This window comes from Haloferula sp. A504 (assembly GCF_044385805.1).
Classification (GTDB): domain Bacteria; phylum Verrucomicrobiota; class Verrucomicrobiia; order Verrucomicrobiales; family Akkermansiaceae; genus Haloferula.
Genome location: NZ_JBISBU010000008.1, coordinates 49,877 through 73,711 on the forward strand (window position 1 = coordinate 49,877; position 23,835 = coordinate 73,711).

General features: G+C 62.9%; 25 protein-coding genes. 10 read left to right on the forward strand and 15 right to left on the reverse strand.

Annotated elements, in window-relative coordinates; genetic code table 11:
• Positions 1-12: 12 nt before the first annotated feature.
• Entirely contained in the window at positions 13-273 is a 261-nt protein-coding gene (locus ACG2LG_RS06180; RefSeq protein ID WP_396257293.1) for a hypothetical protein, read from the forward strand.
• 58 nt (positions 274-331) lie between these two features.
• On the opposite strand, the gene ACG2LG_RS06185 is transcribed toward ACG2LG_RS06180, so the two are convergent.
• Together ACG2LG_RS06185 and ACG2LG_RS06190 are read right to left on the reverse strand one after the other, a co-directional pair.
• Positions 332-733: a type II toxin-antitoxin system VapC family toxin gene (locus ACG2LG_RS06185; RefSeq protein WP_396257294.1), complete on the reverse strand. Its 402-nt coding sequence runs from the start codon at positions 731-733 to the stop codon at positions 332-334.
• A complete protein-coding gene (locus ACG2LG_RS06190) occupies positions 733-1,026 on the reverse strand; it encodes a FitA-like ribbon-helix-helix domain-containing protein (RefSeq protein WP_396257296.1) in 294 nt (97 codons plus the stop codon). Before ACG2LG_RS06190 ends, ACG2LG_RS06185 begins: the two co-directional genes overlap by 1 nt.
• A 107-nt stretch (positions 1,027-1,133) precedes the next feature.
• On the opposite strand from ACG2LG_RS06190, the gene ACG2LG_RS06195 reads away from it, so the two are divergent.
• Entirely contained in the window at positions 1,134-1,913 is a 780-nt protein-coding gene (locus ACG2LG_RS06195) for a thiazole synthase (protein WP_396257298.1), read from the forward strand.
• 73 nt (positions 1,914-1,986) lie between these two features.
• Entirely contained in the window at positions 1,987-2,919 is a 933-nt protein-coding gene (locus ACG2LG_RS06200) for an FkbM family methyltransferase (RefSeq protein ID WP_396257300.1), read from the forward strand.
• Between the two features lie 10 nt (positions 2,920-2,929).
• Here ACG2LG_RS06200 and ACG2LG_RS06205 read toward each other — a convergent pair whose 3' ends face one another.
• Positions 2,930-4,810, reverse strand: coding sequence for an ABC transporter ATP-binding protein (locus ACG2LG_RS06205; RefSeq protein ID WP_396257302.1), 1,881 nt, complete (start codon positions 4,808-4,810; stop codon positions 2,930-2,932).
• Positions 4,811-4,925: 115 nt separating this feature from the next.
• Between ACG2LG_RS06205 and ACG2LG_RS06210 the strand changes: the two genes are divergently transcribed.
• Positions 4,926-5,804 carry an FkbM family methyltransferase gene (locus tag ACG2LG_RS06210; protein ID WP_396257304.1) on the forward strand — a complete coding sequence of 293 codons (879 nt, stop codon included), beginning with the start codon at positions 4,926-4,928 and terminating at the stop codon, positions 5,802-5,804.
• Here ACG2LG_RS06210 and ACG2LG_RS06215 read toward each other — a convergent pair.
• From ACG2LG_RS06215 to ACG2LG_RS06230, 4 genes are all read right to left on the reverse strand, one after another.
• Positions 5,794-6,552 (reverse strand): hypothetical protein, encoded by a 759-nt coding sequence (locus ACG2LG_RS06215; RefSeq protein ID WP_396257306.1) that lies wholly within the window; start codon positions 6,550-6,552, stop codon positions 5,794-5,796. The two genes, ACG2LG_RS06210 and ACG2LG_RS06215, sit on opposite strands and share 11 nt — an antisense overlap.
• 140 nt (positions 6,553-6,692) lie before the next feature.
• The gene (locus ACG2LG_RS06220) at positions 6,693-7,133 is read right to left on the reverse strand and encodes a TA system VapC family ribonuclease toxin (protein ID WP_396257308.1); all 441 of its coding nucleotides are present in this window, start codon (positions 7,131-7,133) and stop codon (positions 6,693-6,695) included.
• Between the two features lie 3 nt (positions 7,134-7,136).
• Entirely contained in the window at positions 7,137-7,385 is a 249-nt protein-coding gene (locus ACG2LG_RS06225; protein WP_396257310.1) for a hypothetical protein, read from the reverse strand.
• A gap of 53 nt (positions 7,386-7,438) precedes the next feature.
• Positions 7,439-8,413, reverse strand: a complete 975-nt coding sequence (locus ACG2LG_RS06230) for a glycosyltransferase (protein WP_396257312.1) — start codon at positions 8,411-8,413, stop codon at positions 7,439-7,441.
• A gap of 123 nt (positions 8,414-8,536) precedes the next feature.
• Here ACG2LG_RS06230 and ACG2LG_RS06235 point away from each other — a divergent pair, with 123 nt between their 5' ends.
• Genes ACG2LG_RS06235 through ACG2LG_RS06245 form a run of 3 tightly spaced genes read left to right on the forward strand, consistent with a single transcriptional unit; the run spans position 8,537 to position 12,603 of the window.
• Positions 8,537-10,087, forward strand: coding sequence for an MBOAT family O-acyltransferase (locus ACG2LG_RS06235; RefSeq protein ID WP_396257314.1), 1,551 nt, complete (start codon positions 8,537-8,539; stop codon positions 10,085-10,087).
• 7 nt (positions 10,088-10,094) lie between these two features.
• The gene (locus tag ACG2LG_RS06240) at positions 10,095-11,351 is read left to right on the forward strand and encodes a hypothetical protein (RefSeq protein ID WP_396257316.1); all 1,257 of its coding nucleotides are present in this window, start codon (positions 10,095-10,097) and stop codon (positions 11,349-11,351) included.
• Positions 11,284-12,603, forward strand: a complete 1,320-nt coding sequence (locus ACG2LG_RS06245; RefSeq protein WP_396257318.1) for a hypothetical protein — start codon at positions 11,284-11,286, stop codon at positions 12,601-12,603. The genes ACG2LG_RS06240 and ACG2LG_RS06245 overlap by 68 nt, the downstream gene beginning before the upstream one ends.
• A 50-nt stretch (positions 12,604-12,653) precedes the next feature.
• Here the strand turns inward: ACG2LG_RS06245 and ACG2LG_RS06250 are convergent, their stop codons facing one another.
• Genes ACG2LG_RS06250 through rfbF form a run of 8 tightly spaced genes read right to left on the reverse strand, consistent with a single transcriptional unit; the run spans position 12,654 to position 19,931 of the window.
• Positions 12,654-13,580: a glycosyltransferase family 2 protein gene (locus ACG2LG_RS06250; protein ID WP_396257319.1), complete on the reverse strand. Its 927-nt coding sequence runs from the start codon at positions 13,578-13,580 to the stop codon at positions 12,654-12,656.
• Positions 13,581-13,621: 41 nt separating this feature from the next.
• Complete coding sequence (locus ACG2LG_RS06255; protein WP_396257321.1) at positions 13,622-14,362, reverse strand: cephalosporin hydroxylase family protein; 741 nt, start codon at positions 14,360-14,362, stop codon at positions 13,622-13,624.
• Positions 14,359-15,414 (reverse strand): class I SAM-dependent methyltransferase, encoded by a 1,056-nt coding sequence (locus ACG2LG_RS06260; protein WP_396257323.1) that lies wholly within the window; start codon positions 15,412-15,414, stop codon positions 14,359-14,361. Before ACG2LG_RS06260 ends, ACG2LG_RS06255 begins: the two co-directional genes overlap by 4 nt.
• Positions 15,411-16,253, reverse strand: coding sequence for an NAD-dependent epimerase/dehydratase family protein (locus tag ACG2LG_RS06265; RefSeq protein ID WP_396257325.1), 843 nt, complete (start codon positions 16,251-16,253; stop codon positions 15,411-15,413). Before ACG2LG_RS06265 ends, ACG2LG_RS06260 begins: the two co-directional genes overlap by 4 nt.
• Before the next feature lie 60 nt (positions 16,254-16,313).
• The gene (locus tag ACG2LG_RS06270) at positions 16,314-17,543 is read right to left on the reverse strand and encodes a methyltransferase domain-containing protein (RefSeq protein WP_396257327.1); all 1,230 of its coding nucleotides are present in this window, start codon (positions 17,541-17,543) and stop codon (positions 16,314-16,316) included.
• Entirely contained in the window at positions 17,540-18,100 is a 561-nt protein-coding gene (locus ACG2LG_RS06275) for a dTDP-4-dehydrorhamnose 3,5-epimerase family protein (protein WP_396257328.1), read from the reverse strand. Before ACG2LG_RS06275 ends, ACG2LG_RS06270 begins: the two co-directional genes overlap by 4 nt.
• Positions 18,097-19,176, reverse strand: coding sequence for a CDP-glucose 4,6-dehydratase (gene rfbG / locus ACG2LG_RS06280; RefSeq protein ID WP_396257330.1), 1,080 nt, complete (start codon positions 19,174-19,176; stop codon positions 18,097-18,099). Before rfbG ends, ACG2LG_RS06275 begins: the two co-directional genes overlap by 4 nt.
• Positions 19,161-19,931, reverse strand: a complete 771-nt coding sequence (gene rfbF, locus ACG2LG_RS06285) for a glucose-1-phosphate cytidylyltransferase (protein ID WP_396257332.1) — start codon at positions 19,929-19,931, stop codon at positions 19,161-19,163. The genes rfbG and rfbF overlap by 16 nt, the downstream gene beginning before the upstream one ends.
• 136 nt (positions 19,932-20,067) lie before the next feature.
• Here rfbF and ACG2LG_RS06290 point away from each other — a divergent pair, with 136 nt between their 5' ends.
• The 3 genes from ACG2LG_RS06290 to ACG2LG_RS06300 are packed head-to-tail and all read left to right on the forward strand — an operon-like array spanning position 20,068 to position 23,663.
• On the forward strand, positions 20,068-21,273 hold the full coding sequence (locus ACG2LG_RS06290) for a hypothetical protein (RefSeq protein ID WP_396257334.1): 1,206 nt from the start codon (positions 20,068-20,070) through the stop codon (positions 21,271-21,273).
• Between the two features lie 2 nt (positions 21,274-21,275).
• Positions 21,276-22,805, forward strand: a complete 1,530-nt coding sequence (locus ACG2LG_RS06295; protein WP_396257335.1) for an MBOAT family O-acyltransferase — start codon at positions 21,276-21,278, stop codon at positions 22,803-22,805.
• A gap of 3 nt (positions 22,806-22,808) precedes the next feature.
• Entirely contained in the window at positions 22,809-23,663 is an 855-nt protein-coding gene (locus ACG2LG_RS06300; protein ID WP_396257337.1) for an alpha-1,2-fucosyltransferase, read from the forward strand.
• The last annotated feature ends 172 nt before the right edge of the window (positions 23,664-23,835 follow it).

Genomic DNA, 23,835 nt, shown 5'->3' on the forward strand with positions numbered 1-23,835 from the left:
TGTAATGGCGCGATGAAACACTTTCAGGTTCTGAGCGCCGGAAGACCGATCTTCTTCTTCGAGGTCGGCGCGGAATACGCCGACGACGGGCTGACCGATCGCAATGTCGAGCTTGCAAGGAATCTCGCGACCGTCCTGGAAGTCGAGAAGTTCGGCCCGACCTTCGTCCCCCAGCTCATCTCCAAGATCCCGCTCGTCGTCGTCGACCGCGAACCCGACCACAGTCAGGAAGGATTGAAAGCCTGGGTCTCTCCAAAGCTGCGGAGGAGCTGACGGGCGCCCGCCAAGCGGTGCCGGCACCTCAATCTCCGTCAAAGCCATCCACCATCGCTCACCTCCGAATCCAGTCCTCCACCACCACGCCCGGCACCCGCCCGAGATGCCTGGCATTTCCCGTGACCACCGTGACCCGCAGCGCCCGGGAAATGCTCGCGATCCACAGGTCGGCATCCGGGATCGGATTTCCATCCGCCTGCAGCTTCGCCTTGAAGCCCCCGAAGAACTGCGCCCCGCGACGCCCGATGGGCATCACCTTCAGCGTCTTCAGGAAATCATCGACCACCTGCTTGTTGCGCGACGGCTCCCGCGATTTTGCCGCGCCGAAGTACAACTCACTCGCCGTGATCTCCGTGGTCACGACCTCCTGATGGATCCCGCGCCGCCGACCGATCACCTCCTCGTTTCCGCGCAGGATCTCGACGCAGGTGTCGGTATCGAGCAGGTAGCCATTCATCACCAGCTGAGATCGGCATCCCGGCCCGCGGACCGCGCCGAGTAGAGTGCTTCGATTTCCTCCTCGACGGAAAGATCCGACACCCAACTCCCCGCGAGTTTCTCCCAGGCATCGGCTTGCCCCGTCGACTCGTCCCGGAGCCGCCCCTCCTTCGCGCCGGTGTCGCCACCCTCCAAGCTCTTGCGCAAGCGGAAGAGAATCTCCCCGCTCAAGCTGCGGTGGGATTCGGCGGCCCGGCGCTTCAAGCCTGCCACCAAGTCCTCCGGGACGTTTTTCAAGGTGATCGCACTCACGCATCCTCAATACACCTATAGACCACCGTTTCAACACCGTTTTTACTCCATTTTTCAATCCCTCTTCCGTTCTTCCCTCTCGGCCGGATCCCCCATTCAATCGGCCCGTGTCCGAACCGCTCATCATCGCCGACCGCACCTTCCAGTCCCGGCTCTTCGTCGGCACCGGCAAATTCCCGTCGAACGAATCGATGCGGGCCGCCCTCGAGGCGACCGGCACGGAGATCGTGACCGTCGCCCTGCGCCGCGCCGACCTTTCCGGCGGGAACGACCCGTTCGCCAACATCCTCGATTTCATCGATCCGGAGAAATACCTGATCCTGCCGAATACCAGCGGCGCGATGAATGCCGAGGAGGCCGTGCGTCTCGCCAAACTCGCTGCCGCCGCCGGACTGCCGAAGTGGGTGAAGCTCGAGATCCACCCCGACCCGACCTACCTGCTCCCCGACCCGATCGAGACGCTCAAGGCCGCTGAAATGCTGGTGAAGGATGGTTTCACCGTCCTCCCCTACATCAATGCCGACCCGGTGCTCGCCAAGCGCCTGCAGGAGGTCGGCACCGCCACGGTCATGCCGCTCGGGGCGCCCATCGGCTCGAACCAGGGCATCGCCACCCGCGACCAGATCCGCATCATCATCGACCAGGCCACCGTGCCGGTGGTGGTCGATGCCGGCATCGGCGTCCCCAGCCACGCCGCCGCGGCGATGGAACTCGGGGCGGACGCCGTGCTGGTCAACACCGCCATCGCCATCGCCGAAGACCCCGCGCGCATGGGCCGGGCCTTCAAGCTGGCCGTCGAGGCCGGCCGCGAAGCCTTCGAGACCGGTGTGCCGGAGATCCGCAACACCGCCTCGGCCACCAGTCCGCTCACCGGCTTTCTCCACTGATTCCCCTCGGGGAAAACTCCGCGGCCTTTTTGCTTTCCCCGGTTCCGGCCTCCCTAGAGGGTCGTCCCGCCGAATGAATGCCCTCAAGCGACTGGAGAGAGCGGCCAGCGAGACCTTTCTGAAGTTGCGGCTCATTGGCCGTTACGGAACCCCGAGGCCGGACCGGGCGAAGCTCCCGGGCTGCGATCATCCGATCTTCTTCGATCCCGATGATCCCTGTGCCCGCAAGAAGATCCTCAAGGCCTCGATGCGCGGCATCGTTTCGGACAACCTCGTCTTCTGGCGCGAGTTCAACCGGCACCTCAAGCCGGACCTGTGCGTTGACGTCGGCCTCAACTACGGCGAGTGCCTGATCGGGACGCTCTACGCGCCCCAGACCCTTCTCTACGGTTTCGAAGCGCATCCCAAGCTGATCGAGCACTTGGAGAAGAGCCGCGACCATCATCCCGACGGCGAGCGGATGACCATCAGCCATTGCCTGGTCTCCGACGCCGATGCGGACGACCGGAAGTTCTTCATCGACCTCGACTGGTCGGAGATGTCCTCCGCTGTCGAGACGAGCGGCGGCGAACACCGCCGCAGCGAGATCCGGCTGCCCGCCCGGTGCATCGATTCCGTCATTCCGGTCGAGCATGCCAGGGACAAGACCATCCTCTTCAAGATCGACGTCGAGGGTTTCGATGCCTACGCGCTCAGGGGATTCAAGGAGACCCTCGACGCGGCGCAGCGGTTCGTCGGCATCGTCGAATACGACACCGTTTTCAGCTCCCGTGCCGGGGTCGATTGCGCCGACTACCTCGACTGGCTCGGGGAGCACTTCGACGTGTTCCTCATCGACAGCCTCAAGCACCGGCGGCTCCGCCCGCTGCCCCGCCACGAACGCGAGCCTTCCCTTGTCGATTCGGAGAAGTCCTATCACACCGACCTCCTGCTTGCGGGCAAGGGCAATCCGGGCGGCTGGCTGCCACCGTCCTGGACGATCGACCGCGGTCACCTGAGTCGCTGAGCGACCCTCCTCAGTGCAACTGGCTCTTGAGCAACTTGCGGAAGAGCTTGTGGGACTTCGCCAGTTCGTCGAAGCTGCCATCCCCCACGATCCGGCCTTCATCGAAGACCAGCACCCGGTCGGCGATGCGGATGCTGCTGAAACGGTGGGCGATGATCAGCGTGGTCCGTCCCTTGGCGAGATTCGCGAGTTCGTTCTGGATCTGGGATTCGCTCTCCGCATCGAGCGAGGCGGTCGCCTCATCGAGGATCAGCACCGGGGCGTTCTTCAGGAAGGCCCGCGCGATCGAGATGCGCTGCCGCTGCCCGCCGGAAAGCTCGGCTCCCCGCTCGCCGACCGGCGTGTCGTAGCCCTCCTTCTTGTCACGAATGAAGGCATCCGCATTCGCCAGTTCGGCCGCACGATGTATCTCCTCCTCGCTGGCACCGAGGCGGCCGAGACCGATGTTGTCCGCGATCGATCCGGAAAGAAGAATCGCCTCCTGGGGCACCAGCGTGATGTGGTCCCGCAGGCCCTTCAGCCGGAACTCGCGAAGATCCACGCCGTCGAGGGTCACCCGCCCCCCCGTCGGGTCGTAGAAACGCGGAACGAGGCTGGCGAAGGTTGTCTTGCCGGCTCCCGAAGGACCGACCAGGGCCACGATCTGGCCGGCCGGAATTTCCACCGTGACGTCGCGCAGCGCCGGCTTGTCGGCATAGGAGAATTCCACGTTCTCGAAACGCAGGTCGCCCGCCACCTTGCCCACCTCCACCGGATTCGGCGGGTCGGTCACCCCCTCCTCGGCGTGCAGGATCGCCTCGAGACGATCGAGCGAGGCCTCGCCCTGCTTGAGCCGGTTGTGGACCTCGCCCAACTTTTTCGCCGGATCGTAGCACATGTAGAGCGCGGCGACGACGGCGATGAAGCGCTCCAGCGAAAGCCCCTGGGTCGCCCCGTAGCCCAAGGCGGCCGCCACCGCCGCGGCGGCAACGAACTCGATGAGCGGGGGCGTCGAAAAGCGGTAGCGGATGACCTTCAGGTTCAGCTTCGTCCAACGCTTCACCCCCTCGAGAAAGCGGCTCGCCATCAGGTCCTCGAGATTGAAAGCCCGGATCTCGCGGGTCGCGCCGAGGGTCTCGGCCAGGATCGCGGAATTATCGCCACCTTCATGCTGCATGCCCGCCGCCCGGAACATCAGGCGCTTGCCGATCATGCGGATCGGCAGGACCACGATCGGCACACTGACCAGACAGATGATCAGGAAGGTCAGCTCCTTGTTCTGCAGGCAGTCATAGGTCAGATAGGTCAGCGCCGCGATGAGCGTGAAGGGCTGCTTGAGGAGATCGTTGGCCACCGTGGTGACCATCGTCTGCAGCATGATCGAGTCGTTGATCACCCGGCTGATGAGGTCTCCGGTCTTGCGTCCGCTGAAGAAACCCAGCGGCAGCTTCTGGAGCTTCACGAATACCGACTGCTGAAGCTGCAGGAGCACGTGCAATCCCGCCCCCGTCATCCAGTACACGTTGAAGAAGCTCGCGATGCCGCGCACCCCGGCCACGAGGGGAATGATGGCGCACGCGATGGCGAGCAGAATGGTGATCCCCTGCTCCTCGCCCCAGCGGTCGACGAAGAACGCCCGGATGGCCGCGGGATCGTTCATCCAGTCGAACTTGGCCTTCAGGCCGGAGGGAACCAGCGACGGCTTCTCGATCTCCTCGACCGGCGCTTCCTCGGCCGCTTGGACCTCCTCCACGGGTTGGTCCGCGTTGAAGATGATCGGAAAGACCGCCTTGATCATGAACGGAAATCCGAAACCGCTGGCCACCGCGTAAACGACGCCGGCGAGGATCGCCGCGGCGAACTTGACGCGGGCCCCCCGGAGCAGGGCGAAGTAAGGCCAGAATTTCCTCATGGGTGAAGGCGCATCGTTTCCGCCATGCCCCCCCACCGCAAGCCCCGATCCAGACACGCCGATGCCGGCTGGCACTCTTGCCAACCCCGCCGTGGCCCGACAAACTGCCGCTTCCATGAGCACCGACGCCCCTGAAGCGCCCAAAGCGAACACCTGGCTCCTCGAGCACGCGAAGGACCACCACTCCCAATGCGGGGAAGACGGCATCCTTGGAAAAGCCCTCGAAATGCTCCCGGAGCGCGACCACTGGTGCGTCGAGTTCGGCGCCTGGGACGGCCGCCACATGAGCAACACCTGCCACCTCGCCGAGGAACACGACTACCACGTCGTCTTCATCGAGGGCAATCCGGCCAAGGTCGAGGTGCTCAAGAAGAACTACGCCGACAACCCGAAGGTCCACCCGCTCTGCCGCTTCGTCGGATGGGAGGGAGAACAGAAGCTGGACCACATCCTGGGCGAGACCCCGATCCCGAAGAACTTCGACCTGCTCTCCATCGACATCGACGGCAACGACTGGCACGTGTGGAAGGCGGTCGAAAAATACCGTCCGAAACTGGTCATCATCGAGTTCAACCCGACCATGGCCACCGAGCTCGACTACGTGCAACCGCCGGTCTTCGGCACCCAGATCGGGTGCAGCCTCAAGGCGCTGGAGAAGCTCGGCAAGGACAAGGGCTACGAGCTGATCTGCGTCACCTCCTGGAACGCGATCTTCGTCGACGCCCCCTACTTCCCCGCCTTCGGCATCGAGGACAACCGCGCCGAGACCCTGCGCACCGACACCGACAAGGTGACCCACCTGTTCTCCGGCTACGACGGCGAGATCCGCCTGACCGGCTACCGCAAGCTGCCGTGGCACGGCGTGCCCATCGTCAGCAAGAGCATCCAGGTGCTGCCCGCCTTCCTGCGCCACTACCCGGACAACATGAGCCGGATGAAGCGCAACATCGTCGGCCTCTACCGCGCCATCGCCCGCAGCCGGTTCAGGGAATAGTCCCTCCTTCGGACTCCACCGTGCCGCCGAAGCGGTACCCGTGCAGTGCGATCTCCCGCTCGAAGATCTTCCCCACCCGCTCCGCCTGCTCCGGCGTGTAAACCTCGGTGTAGGGTCGTCGGTCGGTCCGATAGCCACCCTTTGCCCGCACGCCCAGCGTGCCCTCGTAGGGGATTCCCCAACGCTCGCACAGCTTTCCGAGTTCTGCGGCCAACTCCTCGTAGCGGATCACCTGGTCGACCAGCAGGGACCCGTCGCGATCGGTGTAGAAGGGATAGTTCACCGCGAAGGTCCCCTCGTCGAGATACTGGTCGAAGCTCAGTTCACCGTCCCGATACGACCGCTGCATGTGGTAGTGCGAGATCGTCTTGTCCCACGGGTCGCGCTCGATGGTGAACTTGTGGTAGCCGTCCCAGATCTCCGGATCGACCCGCATTTTCAGGACCCGCGCCGGGATGTGCTCGTGATAGCGCCAGCGCCTGACGCAGTCCCGGAAGGTCTGCACCGGGGTGAAGAAGCGCCTCTCGCAGAACAACGACTTGTCCCGCGGGTAGTTGAAGCTGAACAACTCCGGAAACGGCCAGAACGACCCCCGGTAGTTGCGCGGGCGGTGGCCCTCGACCAGCGGAAAGGTCGGCGTGATGATGTCGTCCTCGCCACAATGCTTCGCGAGAAAGACCTCGAGGCTGGTTCCCGCCGTCTTGGCCGTCTTGACGAAGATGAAGCGATGCTTGTGGGAGATGATCATGGGCCCACCGGGAGATCAACCTTACGAAACCCGGATGTAAACAACCAACCCCATGCCCGCAAGACACGCGACGGCCGCCACGGCGCGACTCCCGAAGGCGATCTCCAGCACGCTGGCGATCACCCTCACCATCCGCTGCCTCATAACCTTTTGGCAACCGTCGGATCCCAGACCTTCTCGAAACCCACTCCCTGGAAGTCCTTCACGTTCGCCGTCGCAAAGCGGGTGACACCGTGATGTTGAAGGGTCAGCGCCAGTCGCAAGTCAATGATCCGGCGGCGGGCAAAGCGGGGCTTCGCGGCCCACTCCCACACCTTGTCCATGACCGGCGCCGCTTCGGCCCGGGTGACGCTGGGAAACCCGAGGAAGGAGCGGACCGTGGACGTCGCTTCCATCGGACTCAGGGGACTCCTCATCACCACCGGATTCCGCAAGTGCAGGTAAAGCTCCACCAGCACGAGGTCGCTGATGACCACCCGTTCCTCACTGAAGGCATGCTTCAGAAAGCGTCTCGATGCTTCATGAAACCTCGACTTCGGCGAAAGCGAATAGAGGAGAAGATTCGTGTCGATGCCAAGCATGACTCAGAGGCTGCGCGCGGTTTCGTCCGCATCGGCCAAGGCCCGCAGATCGAGTTGATCGAAATCCTCCGCAAAGGCCTTGGCCGGAAGGACCGGCAACTCAACCCCATGGCCCTCGACCGGCGGGTGCGTGCGCGTCATGTACTCCAAGCCCCGCCGCATGACCTCGGCAAACGACCACTCACGCTCTTCCGCAACGCGCTTGGCCTCGCGGTAGAGCTTCTCCGGAATCTGCACCTGCGTCTTGATCATGATGGCAATTTGCCATCCGTGGCATCTTTGTCAAACATGCAGACGCAACCCGCTCATCCCAGACCGATCGCCTCAAGGATGGACCGGGCCCGGTGCTCGAAGGTGTGCTCGGCCAGAACCCGGCACCGCCCCGCCTCCGCGATATCATCGAGCTTCCCGGAGTCTCCCAGCAGCGGAACGATGTTCTCCGCGATGTCCTGCGCGTCGCGATAGACCAGCATTTCGGTGCCCGGCTCGAAGCAGCGGGCGAGATCGGGCACCTCGGGATAGAGCGAAACTCCACCCGCACACGGGACCTCGAAAGCGCGCAGGTTCAGGCCCCGCTCGGTGTTGCCCGGCTGGGGAAGGTTCAGGCAGGCGGCATGGGTGCCATACAGGCGCGCCACCTGGGCCGCGTTGAAGCGCCGCGACCGCCACGGGCGCCTCCAGTCACCCGCTCCCGGGCCATAGACCTCGAGAGGCACGCCCAGCGAGCGCAACTCCTGAAACAACGCGCGCCGGTGGGGACTGCATTTGCCCACGAAGACCAGCGCGGGCTTCCTCCCGCCCGGGGCGCGGCATGGATAGCGCCCGGGATTGACCGCCAGCGGCAGGAAGGCGAAGTCATCCGCCCGATGCTCGCCGTAGAACTCCCGCAAGGCCGGGAGGCATCCGCTGTCGAAGTAGAAGACTTTGGCGAACCGTGCGTCCTGCCCCGGTGGCACTCGGTTCAGGTTGTCGCAGAGCCAGCCCACCCAGGGCACCCGGTCGATCAGGCGCTCCCAGGCACCATCCAAGCCCTGCGGAAGACCCGCCCGGTTCAAGGCAATGACCAGATCGGGAGCGAAACTCCCGAGCCGCGTCGCCACCCGCTCCCGGACGCCGGGGTTGTCCAAATCGCGCAGGCCGTCGCGGCGCTGCAAGAGCTTCTCCGAGGCACCCTCCGCCTGCGTGCCGATCGCCTCGACCTGGCAGCCCAGGCCGCGCAGCGCCACGACAAGATCCTCGAACCACGTCAGAATGCTCCGCGTCTTTCCGAGCACCGCCACGCGCGGCTTTGCTTTCCCTGAAGGACTCACCCGGCCCCTGCTTAACGGCTTCCCCCGTCGCCCGCAACCTCCCTTGACCTCCCCGGGCATTTCGGGCCAAATCCCGGCTTCGAGGAAGCGCCCATGATTTTCAATTCATACACCTATCTCCTTCTCTTCCTCCCGATCGCGCTTCTTGGGTTCTCGCTTGCCGCGAGGATCCATCTCCGGGCCGGCTTCGGCTGGCTCGTCCTGTGCAGCCTTTTCTACTACGGCTGGTGGAATCCGAACCCGAACGAACCCTGGACCCCGGTCTACGTGTTCCTCATCCTCGGCTCCTGCGTCGGCAACTTCATCTGCGGCAACGCCATCACCCGCTCCCGGGGAACCCCCACCGGCAAGGCCATCCTCACCGCCGGCGTGGTCGCCAACCTCGGCCTGCTCGCCTACTTCAAGTACACCGGATTCCTCGCCCAGGTTCTCCAGCATTTCACTGGTTGGCCGGGAAGCATCCCGACCGTGGTCCTCGCCCTCGGCATTTCCTTCTTCACCTTCCAGCAGATCGCCTACCTGGTGGATGCCTGGCGGGGCGAGACCGAGGAGCATCGCTTCACGGACTACATGCTCTTCGTGTCGTTCTGGCCGCAGCTCATTGCCGGCCCGATCGTCCATCACAAGGAGATGCTGCCGCAGTTCCAGCGGGAAGCCTGGCGCAACCACCGCTGGGTCGATGCCTCGGTGGGCGTCACCATCATCCTGATCGGCCTCTTCAAGAAAGTGGTCATCGCCGACAACGCGGCGCCCATCGCCAATGCGATTTTCGGGCTGGCCGGGTCCGGAACCCGCGAGCCGACGATGCTCGAGGCGTGGTCCGGGGCCACGGCCTACTCGATGCAGATCTATTTCGACTTTTCGGGCTACACCGACATGGCGATCGGCGCCGCCCGGCTGTTCGGCATCCGCCTGCCGCTGAACTTCCACTCGCCCTACAAGGCGACCTCGATCATCGAGTTCTGGCGGCGCTGGCACATCACCCTCTCGCGCTTCCTCCGCGACTACCTCTACATCCCGCTGGGCGGAAACCGCTGCGGCAAGTCCCGCCGCTATTTCAACCTGCTGATCACGATGATCATCGGCGGCTTCTGGCACGGGGCCGGCTGGACCTACCTGCTCTGGGGCCTGCTTCACGGCCTCTACCTCTGCGTCAACCACGCCTGGATCACCTTGCGCAAGCGCCTCAGCCTGCCGCCCATCCCCAAGCCGGTGGCGGTCTTGCTGACCTTCTTCTTCGTGCTTCTCGCATGGGTGCCGTTCCGCGCGGGAGCCTTCGAGCTCGGTGCGAGCGGCTCGACCGCCAAGGCGCTCGAAACCACGCGCACCATGTTCGCCTCGATGTTCGGTTTCAACGGGTTCGGCGGCTGGCCGGACCGCAGCGCCTTCGTCGTCAAGGACAGTCACGCGATCCGCGTCTGCCTGCTGGTGTTCGTCTGCTGGCTCCTGCCGAACACCCAGCAGTTCATGGGGCGCTACCAGCCGTCCATCGACCCCTACGCCTTTGAAGACAATGTCCGCGGACCACGCCGCTGGTGGCAATGGAGGCCGACAACCGGTTGGTTCATCTTCACCCTGCTGATGTTGCTGGTGACCATCCACCAGTTCGACAAGCTCAGCGAGTTCATCTACTTCCAGTTCTGACCTTTCCTTGGGCAAGTCCGTTTCCAGATCCCGTCGACGCGGCAACCCCTACCGGAGGGTGGCGCTGGGTCTGCTGGGCACCGTGCTCGTCATTCTGGGGCTCTTCACGCTGGTCAACACCTGGATCAATCCCCTGTGGGTGACACCGAGTCCGTGGACCGACGAAAGTTTCGCCGAGCACCGGCAGATCTACCGGAACCTGCGCACCGCCAAGGCGGGGCTGGCCCGCTCCCAACCCTGGGATGTGGCCCTCGTCGGATCTTCCAGGGTTGCGATCGGGCTCGATCCCGACATTCCCCAGTGGGGCGACCTCCGGGTCGTCAATCTCGGCATCAGCGCCGGCAGCATCACCGAAAACGCGGTCATCGCCGAGTACGTGGTCGAGCGGCAACCGGAACTCAAGCGGGTCATCCTCGGCCTCGACCTCACCGACCTGACCTCCGAGGACGACAAGGCCCTGAACGCCGGCTTCTTCGACTCGCCCTTCAGCGACCGCGGCAGCCCCTTCGAGCGGGAGTTGCGCTACATGGTCGGCTTTTCCTCCGCCGAGGCATCCTACAAGACCCTCAAGGCCCGCGAGGAGGGCGTCGTCCCCCCCTACACGGCAAAGGGTCACTGGGCCCACCATCGCTCGGCCGACCCGGTTCGGACGATCCTCAAGCGGGACTCGATTCCCTTCGCCATCCGCTACGTGCGGCTGCGCAAGGCGGAACTCAAGGTCAGCGAGCGCAAGGTCGAGGCCCTCCGGCGCGGCTTGAGGGCCTGCCTGGGGGCCGGAGTGGAAATGGTCATCATCATCCCTCCGAACCACGCCGCCTATCTCGTCAACATGCCGCTCCAGGGCGACCCGGATCCCTTCTTCATGGTCGAGCGGCGGAAGATCGTCGAGGTCGTCGCAGAGGAGAATGCGAAGTTTCCCAACTCGCCGCCGGTCGTCGTCTGGGACTTCAACGATTTCCATCCGCTGAATGCCGAGAGGATTCCGAAATTGGGAGAAGGCCCGATGAAATACTGGGTGGATGGAACCCACGCGCTCGAAACACTGGGCACTGTGATGCTCTCACGCATCCACGGCTGGCCGTTGGAGGATCCCGACGAAAAGACCTACGGCTGCATCATCACCCCTGAGGACATTGATGAGCGAGAGACTGAAATCAGAGACTCTTACGACCGCTATCTGAGAGAGAACCCCGGCGATGTCGACTGGGTCCAATCCATCGCCCGGCAATACCAGAACACCTCCGACGAAGAGGCCCCGCGCTAAGTCTTCTTTGCAGGCAGTAACCACTTCGACCCGAATGCGCCCATCCTCGCCAACGCGCCGATACACGTTCAGAATGCTGATCGGAACGGTCATCACCCTCACGGTCTCGTTTGGATTGAACACTTGGGTCAATCCGCTCTGGGTTTCGCCAGCTCCTTGGAGTGACCCGCAGTTCGCCGACCACAAGCCCATCCACAAGCATCCCCGAACCGGCAAGGCAGGGCTTGCCAGCACCGGTGAGTGGGACACCGTGATCGTCGGATCATCCCGACTCGATATCGCCTTCGATCCCCGCCATCCGCTCTTCGCAGGACAGCAAGTCGTCAACCTGTCGCTTCGCGGCGGCAACCTGTGCGAATTCGCACCGATGATCGAGCTTGCCGCCCAATCCAACGACCTGAAGACGGTGATCCTCGGCATCGATCACTACGACCTGACGTCCTCCATCACCATTCCCAATCCCTCGGCGTTTGCCCAGTCACCTCTGGACGAGGCAACCCACCCAATCGAAAGAACCCTGCGATATCACTTGGGCGGGTCCTCCACAGAGATGTCGGTGAAAGCTCTCCACTACCGGGCGAAAGGCCGTCTCGCATCCTATGATCAACTCGGCCAGTGGGCCCACTCATTGGACGGTCGTCCGTTCCGGGCCATCTTTCTCACGGACTCACTACCGCAGGCAATCTCATGGATCAGACGAGTGCCCGACCCCGGGAAACTTGTCCCTGAAAAGGTCGCCGCCCTCAAGTCCATCCTCGAAACCTGCCGCAGGCATGAAATCTCCCTGACCATCCTGATTCCACCGAATCACGCCGCTTACCTCCTCGTCTTCTTTGAGGCCGACTTCCCAGATCCCGCTTTTGAAACGAATCGCCGGGCCATCTTGCGGATTGTCTCGGACTTCAGACAACAGCACCCGGAATTCCCCGAAGTCGCCGTTTGGGATTTCTGTGATTTTCACCCGGTCAACTGCGAGTCCATCACCGCCGAGGGTTCCACCGGGAAGATGAAGTACTGGATCGATGGCACCCACGCAACCGAGACCGTCGGAAATTGGATGATTGAATGTATCGTGACCGGAAAACCAGTCACGCCCATTGAAGGCGAAGGCCCTTACGGCACCCGTGTCACTCCGGAAAACATGGAACTCATTTCGCAGGCCTTTTTCCGCGGTTACGAGCGCTACACCAGAACCCACCCGGAAGACACAAGATGGACCATTCAAATGCTCGAAGAAGCCGGCAAACCCTGAGTCCGCACTCCCGGGAATAAGGCCGCTCCCCCAAGATAGACGGTCCGTCACTACTTGAGGATCCAGCCGAGCACACAAATCACCAACGCAATCAGGAGCGCTATCGGCAACCACTGCCTGACACGTCGTTTTCTCCTCTCCTGCCTCGTCTCATGGTGGGCGCGATGGATTGCCTCGACCAACCGGAACGCGGACCGGACCGCCTGGGGAGAATCCAGCAAGCCGGTGATCGTCTGAAACATCATCTGGGTCATCATCGACTGGTCCCTTTCAGCCGGATTCGCCCCCGCGACCCGGCCTTCCTTCTCCGCGGAGACCTTCTTCCAGTTCCGCGTGCGCATCCTCGCCCAATAGCCGGCAGCGGGGTCAAACGCGATCTTGCCCGCCGCGGCGATACGCAGCAGATACGCCTCGTCCCAAGCGGTACAAACCGGGTCGCGCCAGGCAGCCCGGGCGACTTCGGTCCGGAAAATCCCGTGAATGATGAAACAGTCCCGCGTGATTGTCTCCCTCGTCAACAAGCGCTCGAACACATCATCGGACATCAATCCCTCGCCGTAGGTCATCGGCTTCTTCATCGCAATGGGACGACTACCCTCATCCATGTGCCTTACCTGCGCTGCAGCCAACACAGCATCAGGGTGCCGCCCGAGAGCGTCCAACAGGATGCCGACCGCCCCGTCGTCGAGGCGATCATGAGCGCCCACCCAATGAAAGAACTCCGTATCACACTCGAAGAGGGCGTGGCGGAAGTTTGCAAACGCACCAATATTCTTCTGATGCCGGATGTAGACGCACCCGTCGTGCTCCGCCGCGAACCGCTCACACAACTCGCGAGTCCCATCGGTCGAGCAGTTGTCGTAGATCAACAGGCGCTCCGTCTGGCCCACGCACGACTCGAGGGCCTCCACGATATATCGCTCCTCATTGAATACGGGAACCGCCGTCGTCAGCGAACTCAAGTCAATATCCGACATGATGTCCGAACCGCTTCGCCTTTACATTCAGCTTCCACCCATCAGCGGATCCGCCTCAGGTAGCCTCCTCCTGCCACGCTGATCAGGATCTTGTCGTCCAAGCCGCGATCAACCTCGAAGGCATCGGTTTCCTTCAGGTATTCGTTCACCGCGGTCCGGGGATTATCGCCGGGAGCCCAGGGCCTGTCCGAGGAAAACTCCGCCGGAAGATCCTCGACCACCGTGTCAAAGACCACACAGTAACTATCTTTCGTCACCAGGGGGGCGAAGGCCCGCAACTCGGCAAGGACATGCTCATGGGTGTGATTGCTGTCCAGCAGTACCATCACCCGCCTGCGGCCCTCTGCCTCGATCCGCACCTGCCCGACAACCTCCGGAGCAATGCTGGAGCCCTCGATCATGCGGATTCGGCGTGCCATGGGATGCGCCTCGATCGCCTTCCGGTTGTGCTCGCGAATCTCGATGTCAACGGCCACGACTTTGGCATCAGCGGGACCGCCGCAAGCCGCGTTGAGTTCAAGCATGGATGCGGAGAAGATGATTGATCCTCCATGGGCAATGCCGGTTTCAATGATGAGGTCGGGCTGAACCGAATAGATCAGCTCCTGCGTTGCCACGATATCCTGCGGGTACTGGATGATGGGTCGGCCCATCCACCGGAAATTGTAGGAGTACTTCGCCGGTATGCTCGCCTCCATGAACCCGGCGGCAGCACGTTTCAACCCCTCATCGGCTCCATTGGCCGCGATCCGTCCGGCAACTTCTTCTTCAAATGGTCTCATAACTGGTCAATTGCGATCAATCGGTATTGGTTCCGGGTCATCGCCCGAATCTCTTCAAGATAATTGGAGTTCATCACACACAGGTTCGAACCCGGCTCAAGGAGTTCGAAAACCCGTTCCGGGTTCTTCACCTCGATGCCGGTGGCCGGCAAATAGCGTCCCTGTTTCACGGGGTTGATATCGAACACCTGATCGACCGCCACCCCCGCTCGCTCGGCCATCAGGGAGAAAATCACTCCCTTCGAAGACCCTCCCCAGATGGCCGATCTTCCTTCGCGCAACCGGCTCACGCTGGATTCGATACCAGCGGCAAAGTCCTCCGGGAAATCCACCATATCGACCATCGCCGGTGTCATCACCGAGGAAAGGTCGGCAACCACGTAGAGATACTGCTCTCCAAAGACCCGCCCCGACTCCAGCACCCGGCCGAAGATGCGGTGGAAGTCACTCAGGCGAAAATAGTTCACATGCTCGTAGAACACATCAAACCACGAACGGTGCTCCATGATCCAGTCGAAGCACGGCACCTCAATGTAGATCAGCCCCTTGCCTCCGTTGGACTCACACAGATGCTCCAGGAAGGCAACGGGATCTGGGATATGCTCCAATACGTGACGCAGGATCAGGGCGTCACCCCGCAGCCCCGTCGCAGGTCCGAAATACTCCTTCCGGATCCCCGGGTCGTCACCCTCATAGGTCGGATCGAGGCCGGTCACCGTGAATCCGGACTCCCTCAAATGCCGCAGAAACCAGCCCTTCCCACACCCGACCTCGATGAGATCCATGCTTTCGAAGTGGCCGCGGATGATTTCCGTCACCCGATCGAGGTGCGCCCGGAAACTTCCACTAACCGCCTGTTCGTTCTGGTAGTCCGCATCGTAGTCGACCCGCGACGGATCGAAGTCCGCGTTGAAAATCAGCCCCGTTTTCAGGTCCTGCACCAGGCGCATGTCCCCCCTGGGGCAGTCCCGCGCCTCTTCCGCCGTCGGATAGACGACGTTCTGAAAAACCGGAAGTCCGGCCACACGGTAGAGTTCCTGAATCTGGCTCATGACAGACATTGCTTCAGCTTCTCCCGCGATCCCCAGAACGACATCGCTTCGTAATCAGGATAGGGATAACGCCCCAGATTCAGTTTCAACTCCCAGCCATTCTCCTCCAGCCACTCCTCGACCTGCTCCCGCACGGTCTTCGGTCTTCCCGAGCAGATATTCACCACCCCGTGGTCACCGCCACCCAGGGTGAGTCGAACCAAAGCATCCGCGACTTCGGTCACCGGCACGAAGTCGCGTACCTGTTCGCCGCCCGACATGTCCAGAACCCCGGTCCCCTTTGCCGCAGCAGCAAGCTGCGGCAACAAGGCCCTCTCCGATTGCCCCTCTCCATAAACATAAAATATCCGCCCCCACGTCAGCCCAAACGCCGACTGCTCGCGCCGTTGTTCCAACCATCGCCGCAACCGGTCCTTGGATATCCCGTAGGCCGTGTCCGGAGCCGCCTCCATACCTTCCCAAAGCTCCCCTTCCCGGATCCCGTACTCGAGACAGGTTCCGGCGACGGTCAGCGACTTCAGACCGGCCGCGAGCAATTCGCCAAGGAAGGCCTTGTGCGCCGGCAGTTCCTCAACCAGGTGGGACTCCTTTCGAAAATTCGGAAGGCCGCCCCAGGCGAGGTGGATCACCCGGTCGGGACAACCCAACTTCTCGTATGCGCCTTTCGGATCGTCGCGAATATCAAGATGGCGACTCTCCGGTGCGTCCTCCAGCGCACGGGCCGCCGCCACGATTTTCACAGGCTCCTCGCGAAGCCTGGCCATGACATGCCGGCCCAGAAAACCGGTTGCTCCGGTGACGACCACCGTTTCTCGTAGATCCTCTGGCTGTACCTTCACGCAACACTCATTTCTCTGTGGCCATCAGGGGCTGCCGACAAGCCGTTATTGGGAGGTTCTTCATCCATGAATCTCCAACCCCGGCACCGCCGTCACCAACTTTGTGCCGCCTCTTCGCAGCACTTCAAGCTGGGACATCAACTCATCCTTGAGGTTCCAGGGGAAGATGATCACGTAATCCGGTGCACTTTCCAGCAGCACGCTCTCTTCGACGATAGGAATCCGGCTACCTGGGAGGAACTTTCCCTGCTTTCCGGGACTGCGATCTGCCACGAACTCGATCAGGTCGCCCCGGACCCCCGCAAAATTGAGCAATGTGTTTCCCTTTGCGGCGGCTCCGTAACCGGCGACGCGCTTGCCCTTCCTCCGGGCGTCCACGAGAAACTCGATGAACCCCATCTTCACCGACTCCGCCTTCGGTTGGAAACCCTCATAGAACGCACGCTGGGTCATTCCCGCGGACTTCTCCAACTCCAGCAGGTCCCTGACCTCCGCGCTCACGAGGCGATCGATCCCATCGAGTCGATCCGCAAAAATCCTCAGACTCCCGCCATGGGTCGGCAATCGCTCGACATCGATGATCCGCAGGCCATTCGCTTCAAAGATGGCCTTCACCGCAGTCAGCGAGAGGTAGGAAAAGTGCTCATGGTAAATCGTGTCAAACTGGCAACCCTCGACCAGCTCCAGCAAGTGGGGGAACTCGAAGCTCGCCACACCGGACGGCTTGAGCAGTTCGGCAAACCCACTGACGAAGTCGTTGATGTCGGGCACGTGGGCGAGCACGTTGTTGGCGATCATCAAATCCGCCGCCCAACCCTGACGCGCCAGATTGGCTCCGACACGGCGGCCGAAAAACTCCTCGACCACCTCGATTCCGCGATTCCTGGCCAGCTCCGCAGTGCTGTGGGTCGGTTCGATGCCAAGGCACGGGATCCCCCGCTCCTGCACATACTGGAGAAGATAGCCGTCGTTCGACGCGACCTCGACCACACGTGAATCGCCATTCAGCCCGAAACGATCGGACGCCTCACCCACGAACCGCTCGCAGTGCCGCAGCCAGCTTTCCGACATGGCGCTGAAGTAGCCGTAATCCGGGTCGAAGAGCGCATCGGCACGCGTGAAATCCTCCGTCTGCACCAGCCAGCAATTCTCGCACACGCCCACCCGCAGGGGGAACCAGAGCTCCGGCTCAGAGAGCTTGGCGGGTGTCAGATACGCGTTGGAGGGGGGCGCACTCCCGAGATCGAGGAAGGGCAGACGAACCGGGGTCTGACAATGGCGGCAATTCACGGCGCGACCCCTTGAAACGATTCCTCCAGCATGGGGCAATCGGAATCTTTCTCCGACATGACCGAAATCCCCAACGGCCACTCGATGCCAGCCCGCGGATCGCGGGGATTGATCCGGAATTCGGACGACGGCTCATAGGCCGCGGTATGGAAGTAGAGCATCTCGCAATCCTCGCCCAAGGTCTGGAACCCGTGGGCAAAGCCTTCCGGAATCACCAGTGCCCGCCGGTTCTCCGCGCTGAGCACCTCGCCATGCCACTGGAGGAAGGTGGGCGATCCCTTGCGCAGATCGAGAGCCACGTCGAAGACCTCGCCCCGCACACAACTGACCACCTTCAACTCGGCGTGCGGTGGCAGCTGACTGTGCATCCCCCGCACCGCCCCCAATTCCCGGGTGAGTGTGCGATTGACCTGTACGATTCGGCGCCCGGCCAGTACGCCCGCAAGTTCGTCCTCGCAGAACATCCGCTCGAACCAGCCTCTTGCATCGCCAAGACGATTCCGCTCGAAAAGAGCCAGGCTTTCGGGGGATCCGTCGACCAGGGGCAACTGCTTCACGAAAGTTCCCCGGTGAAGTCTTCGATCTGCCGCAGCGTGACGGCACTCATGTCCTCCCCGGCAAGAAATGCCCGGTGCCACTCGACGGTCTTCTCCAAAGACTTTCGCAATCCCCATCGAGGCCGCCATCCGAGGCGACTCCGAGCCTTTGAGCTGTCGAGCTTGAGCAATCCCGCCTCGTGAGGTTCGTCCCGTCCCGGGTCAGCCAACACACTGGCCCCCTCACCCCAGATCTCGGCAATCATCGCCGCCACCTCCCCGACTCGCGCCCCGTTCCCGTCCTCGGGACCGAAATTCCAGCTCTCCACGAAACCACCGGCACCCTCCATCATTCGCTCGGCGAGCAACAAGTAGCCGTGCAGCGGATCCAGCACGTGCTGCCAGGGCCGGACGGCATCCGGATTCCGCAGTTTCACCGTCTCACCTGCTTCGAAGGCCTCGAGGCATCCCGGAACCAGTCGGTCGTCGGACCAGTCTCCACCACCGATGACGTTGCCTGCCCGGGCCGTCGAGACTCGCGCCGCTCCGGCCGCGGAAAAGAAACTCGCCCGGTAGGCGTCGGTCGCCAGTTCGGCGGCCGCCTTGCTCGCACTGTACGGATCGCGCCCACCCAGTCGGTCCACCTCACGATACGGATGCTCCCACTCGCGGTTGTGGTAGACCTTGTCGGTGGTCACCACGACGATGGCACGGATCGAGTCGATCCCCCGTGCAGCCTCGAGCACGTGCAGCGTGCCCATCACATTCGTCTGGAACGTCTCGAGGGGTCGCAGGTAGCTCTCGCGCACCAGCGGTTGCGCCGCCAGATGGAAAAGGACGTCCGGACGCGCCCGGGTCATGGCAGTCGTCAGCGCCGGCAGATCAGCCAGATCGGCGCGAACGTCCGATGCTTGCGCAGCAGCCACCCCCGCCACCTCGCAGAGCGACGGACTCCGGAGGGGATCCAGCGCGAAGCCGTGCACCTCCGCCCCCATCCGGGACAACCACAGCGAGAGCCATCCGCCCTTGAAGCCGGTGTGCCCCGTGAGAAACACCCGCTTCCCGTTCCACTGTCGTGCGTCTACCACTGCTTCCATGGTGCGTTCCCCGACTCCCAGAGACTCTCCAGGTGCATCTTGTCCCTCAAGGTATCCATCGGTTGCCAGAACCCGGGATGCTCGTAGCACATCAGATTCCCCTCCGCCGCGAGAGTCTGAAGAGGCTCGGCCTCCCAAGTCGTCATGTCGCCCTTGATCAGGTCGATGCACCTGGGGGAAAGCACGAAGTAGCCCCCGTTGATCCATCCACCATCGCCACCGGGTTTCTCGATGAAACCGTGCACCCGGTTCCCGTCACGCTTCAGTGCCCCGTATCGGCCGGGAGGGCGAACCGCCGTGACGGTCGCCATCTTTCCATGCTGACGGTGAAATGCCATCAACGCCTGGATATCGATATCCGATACACCATCCCCGTAGGTGAAACAGAAATCTTCGTTGGGTGGGAGAAAGTCACCAACCCGCGCGAGACGCCCACCTGTCATGGTGGCCTCGCCCGTGTCCACCATGGTCACGCGCCACGGTTCGGCATTCCGCTGGTGGACCTCCATCTCATTGCTCGCCATATCAATCGTCACATCCGACTGGTGCAGGAAGTAGTTGGCGAAGTACTCCTTGATGACATAGCCCTTGTAACCACAGCAAATGATGAATTCCGTCACTCCATGAAAGGAATACGATTTCATGATGTGCCATAGAATCGGCTTACCCCCGATCTCAATCATCGGCTTCGGTTTCAATCCTGTCTCCTCCGAGATCCGTGTACCGAGTCCTCCTGCCAGAATTACTGCCCTCATTGCGTAGCGTCGGCTTCAATTTCCAATATTCCACGTGACCAAGTCCACCACGGATTCTCCTTCAAGCCGCAGAAGCCGGGGAAATCGCGTCATTACCCCGATTGACAGCGTATGCGGCGTCGCCCATACACGCCAAATGTCGGCCGTGAGCAGGTATCTCAGGGGGCTGTCGGTGGCCCTGGGCTCAGCCTTGCTCGGCTGCATCCTCATCAACCTGTGGGTGGATCCATGGCGGGTCACCCCCACTCCGTTGAGCTCCGAAACCCTCGAACCCTACCGCGACATCTCCTCGCAGATCCGCACCGGGAAGTGCGGGCTGGTCCGCTCCGCCTCCTCGATCGGCGTCGCCCTCATCGGCTCGTCGCGCGTCGCCAACGGCCTCGACCCCCTCGACCCCCGCTGGGCACGGGACGATGTCTACAACCTCGCCTGCCCGGCCGGGTTCATCTACGAGACCGACGCGATGTTCCGCTACCTGGTCGAGCGCCATCAACCGGAACTCGTCATCATCGGCATCGACCCGGGAGACCTCAGCTCCGACTTCGACAGCCGGGTGGTGGGCGACTACGCCGCCTCGCCGCTCGGTCCGGAGCGCCTGGCCCTCGACCGGCAGATCCGCTACCTCACCGGCGTTTCGACACTCGAAGCCTCGATCCAGACGCTCCACCGCAAGTCCGCCGGCCAACTTCCGCAGTACGACTCTCGGGGCCTGCGGCGCCGGCGCCCGCCCCTGCCCTTCAGCCAGCTCGAATTCCTCGCACGCGCACTCGAAGGCGAGAAGATGTTCGACTTCCCGGAGGCCGGGCGGCTCGATGGCGCACTGCTGCCGGAAAAGGCCGAACTCCTTGCCGGGATCATCACCACCTGCCGGGAGCGCGACATCCGGCTGATCCTCTTCATCCACCCGGAGCACGCGCTGGTGCACGCCCGGGCCGACTCACCCCCGCTACTCCCCTACTCGGCGGAGCGCAGGGCAATCACCGAAATCGTGGCTGGGATGAACCAGGACGCGCCCACCGACCAACACGTCGATCTCTGGGACTTCGGCGATTTCCATCCGATCAACTGCGACCCGCTTCCGGCCGACGAACAGGACCGCATGAAATACTGGTTGGATTTCAACCATTTCACCCTCGAGATCGGCGGAGTGATGCTGGCCCGCATGCTCGGCTGGCCGGTCGAGCTTGAGATTGGCGAGGATTACGGAACCCGCCTCACGCCCGATACCTTCGACTCGTGGGTGGAAAGGTCGAAGCAGGGCTATCGGCGCTATGTCGAGGGGCCGGGACGTGACGACCTCGCGTGGAGGCGGCGGGTGGTGAAGGGAACGGATGACGAGTAGGCATGCTGTTCAATTCCTACATCTACCTGCTGCTCTTCCTGCCCGCGGTGCTGCTGGGCTACCAGCTGCTGCGGCGGGCGCCCTTCTGCGCCTCCGTCGTCTTCCTCTCCGCCGCCAGCCTGATCTACTACGGTTACTGGGATTGGACCAACCTGTGGATCATCGGGGCGTCCTGCCTCTTCAACTTCTCGTGCGGGCGCTTCCTTTCCCGGCACCGTGCCAGCAGGTCCGGGCGGCTCATCCTCACGGCCGGCGTCACCGCCAACCTCGGGCTTCTCGCCTGGTACAAGTATGCCGGATTCCTCGCCAAGGCCGTCGCCGCCGTCAGCGAAAGCGGACTCCCCATCCCCGAGTTCGTCCTGCCGCTCGGCATCTCCTTCTTCACCTTCCAACAGATCGCCTACCTCGTCGACGCCTGGCGCGGTGAAACCGAGGAATACCACTTCGCCGACTACCTGCTCTTCGTCACCTTCTTTCCCCAGCTGATCGCCGGGCCCATCGTCCACCACCGGGAAATGCTGCCGCAGTTCAAGCGGCACCAGGGACTCGGGCTGCGGCCGACCGACCTCGCCGTCGGCTCGACCCTGCTCTTCCTCGGGCTGTTCAAGAAGGTGGTGCTGGCCGACTACCTTGCCCGGACGGCCAATCCGATCTTCGAGCTGGCACACGGCGGCGACCGCTACATCACCTTCGGCGAAGCATGGGCCGCCGCACTTTCCTACACGCTGCAGATCTACTTCGACTTCTCGGCCTACTCCGACATGGCAATCGGATCGGCGCGCCTGTTCGGCATCCGCCTCCCGGTCAATTTCCACTCGCCCTACAAGGCGGCTTCCATCATCGATTTCTGGCGGCGCTGGCACATCACGCTGTCCCGCTTTCTCCGCGACTACCTCTACATCCCGCTGGGTGGAAACCGCCTCGGGAACGCCCGCCGCTACACCAACCTGATGACGACCATGCTGATCGGCGGCCTGTGGCACGGCGCGGGATGGACCTTCATCCTGTGGGGCGGACTCCACGGCCTCTACCTGTGCATCAATCACGCCTGGCACTGGCTCGGCCGCCGCTTCTCCCTTCCGAAGATCCCCCGTCCGGTCGCGGTGCTGATCACCTTCCTCGCCGTGGTCGTCGCCTGGGTTCCCTTCCGCGCCGGCAGCTTCGAAATCACCAGCGAGGGCAGCATGACCGATGCCCTGCAAACGAGCGGCATCATCCTCGCCTCGATGTTCGGCTTCCAGGGATTCGACCTGTGGGCTCCGGATGCGGTGATCGTCGCGACCTCGACCCGCGCATGGCGGCCGATCCTCCTCGGGCTTCTGCTGGTCTGGGCCTTTCCCAACACCCAGCAATTCATGCGCCGCTATTTTCCCGCGCTCGGCCTCGGCGAACTGCCCGGCGGGGCGCTCGGCCCGCGTCGACGCTGGCAGTGGCGGCCCACGCTCGTCTGGCTTCTGTTCATCCTCGCCATCCTGTATGCCGTGAGCCGCGACTTCGACAAGATCAGCGAGTTCATCTACTTCCAGTTCTGACCCGTGAAACCCCGCCTCATCGCCATCATCAAGGGCGGCCTCGGCAACCAGCTGTTCGGCTACGCCGCCGCCCGCGCCCTCGCGAGGCGCGACGGCCGGAAGCTGCTGATCGACGACTCCTCGGGTTTCGCCCGTGACGACTACGGGCGATCGTTTCGACTCGATCGCTTTCCCATCGAGGCCGACCCGGCCCCGGCGGATGCACGCCTTGGCGACCCGAAGGGACTTCGCCACCGCTGGACCCGCTCGATCAACAAGCTCCTGCCACCCTTCTGGAAAGACTACGTCAAAGAGGCCCCCGGTCGCCCGCCGGAGCAATTGACATCATTCCACTCGAAGCGGCAAACCCTCCACCTCAACGGATACTGGCAGAGCGAAGCCTACTTCGCCGACATCGCCAATTCCCTCCGTCGCGAACTCCAGCCACCCGCTTCCGGTGACGATGAGTTGGAAAGGGGTCTTCAAACCGGCGACACCGTGATGCTCCACATCCGGCGAATCCGCTACGCGCCCCGCCTGGATTCAGGCTACTACACGCGCGGCATCCATGCCGCGGCGGAAACCCTGGATTCGCCTCGCTTCGAGGTCTTCGGTGACGATCTCGACTGGGCAAGGGAGCGCCTCGAGTTCGGAGACCACCCGGTCCGCTTCCACGATCCTGCCGACGACGAACTCATCGACTTCCGCCGCATGACGCTTTGTCGCCACGCCATTGTTGCCAACAGCTCCTTCAGTTGGTGGGCCGCATGGCTGCAGCCGCCTGGCGGGCAGGTTTGGACACCCGACAACCCCGGCTGGCCGCTGCGCCCGGCCGCAGGATGGACAACGGTCGCGAACAAATTGGAGTACGACGCCTGACGACTCCCTGGTGTAAACCGACGGGCAGGCGCCGGAAGGAACGCGCGACGCTGTCGCGCATCGTCTGGTCCCTACGGGCGCGGATCTCCCAAACGGACAGATGACCTGACACGTCCCGAACCCCGCCGCCGCCACCTGCGCCACTCCTCCCCCGCACTTGGCGCGACAGCGT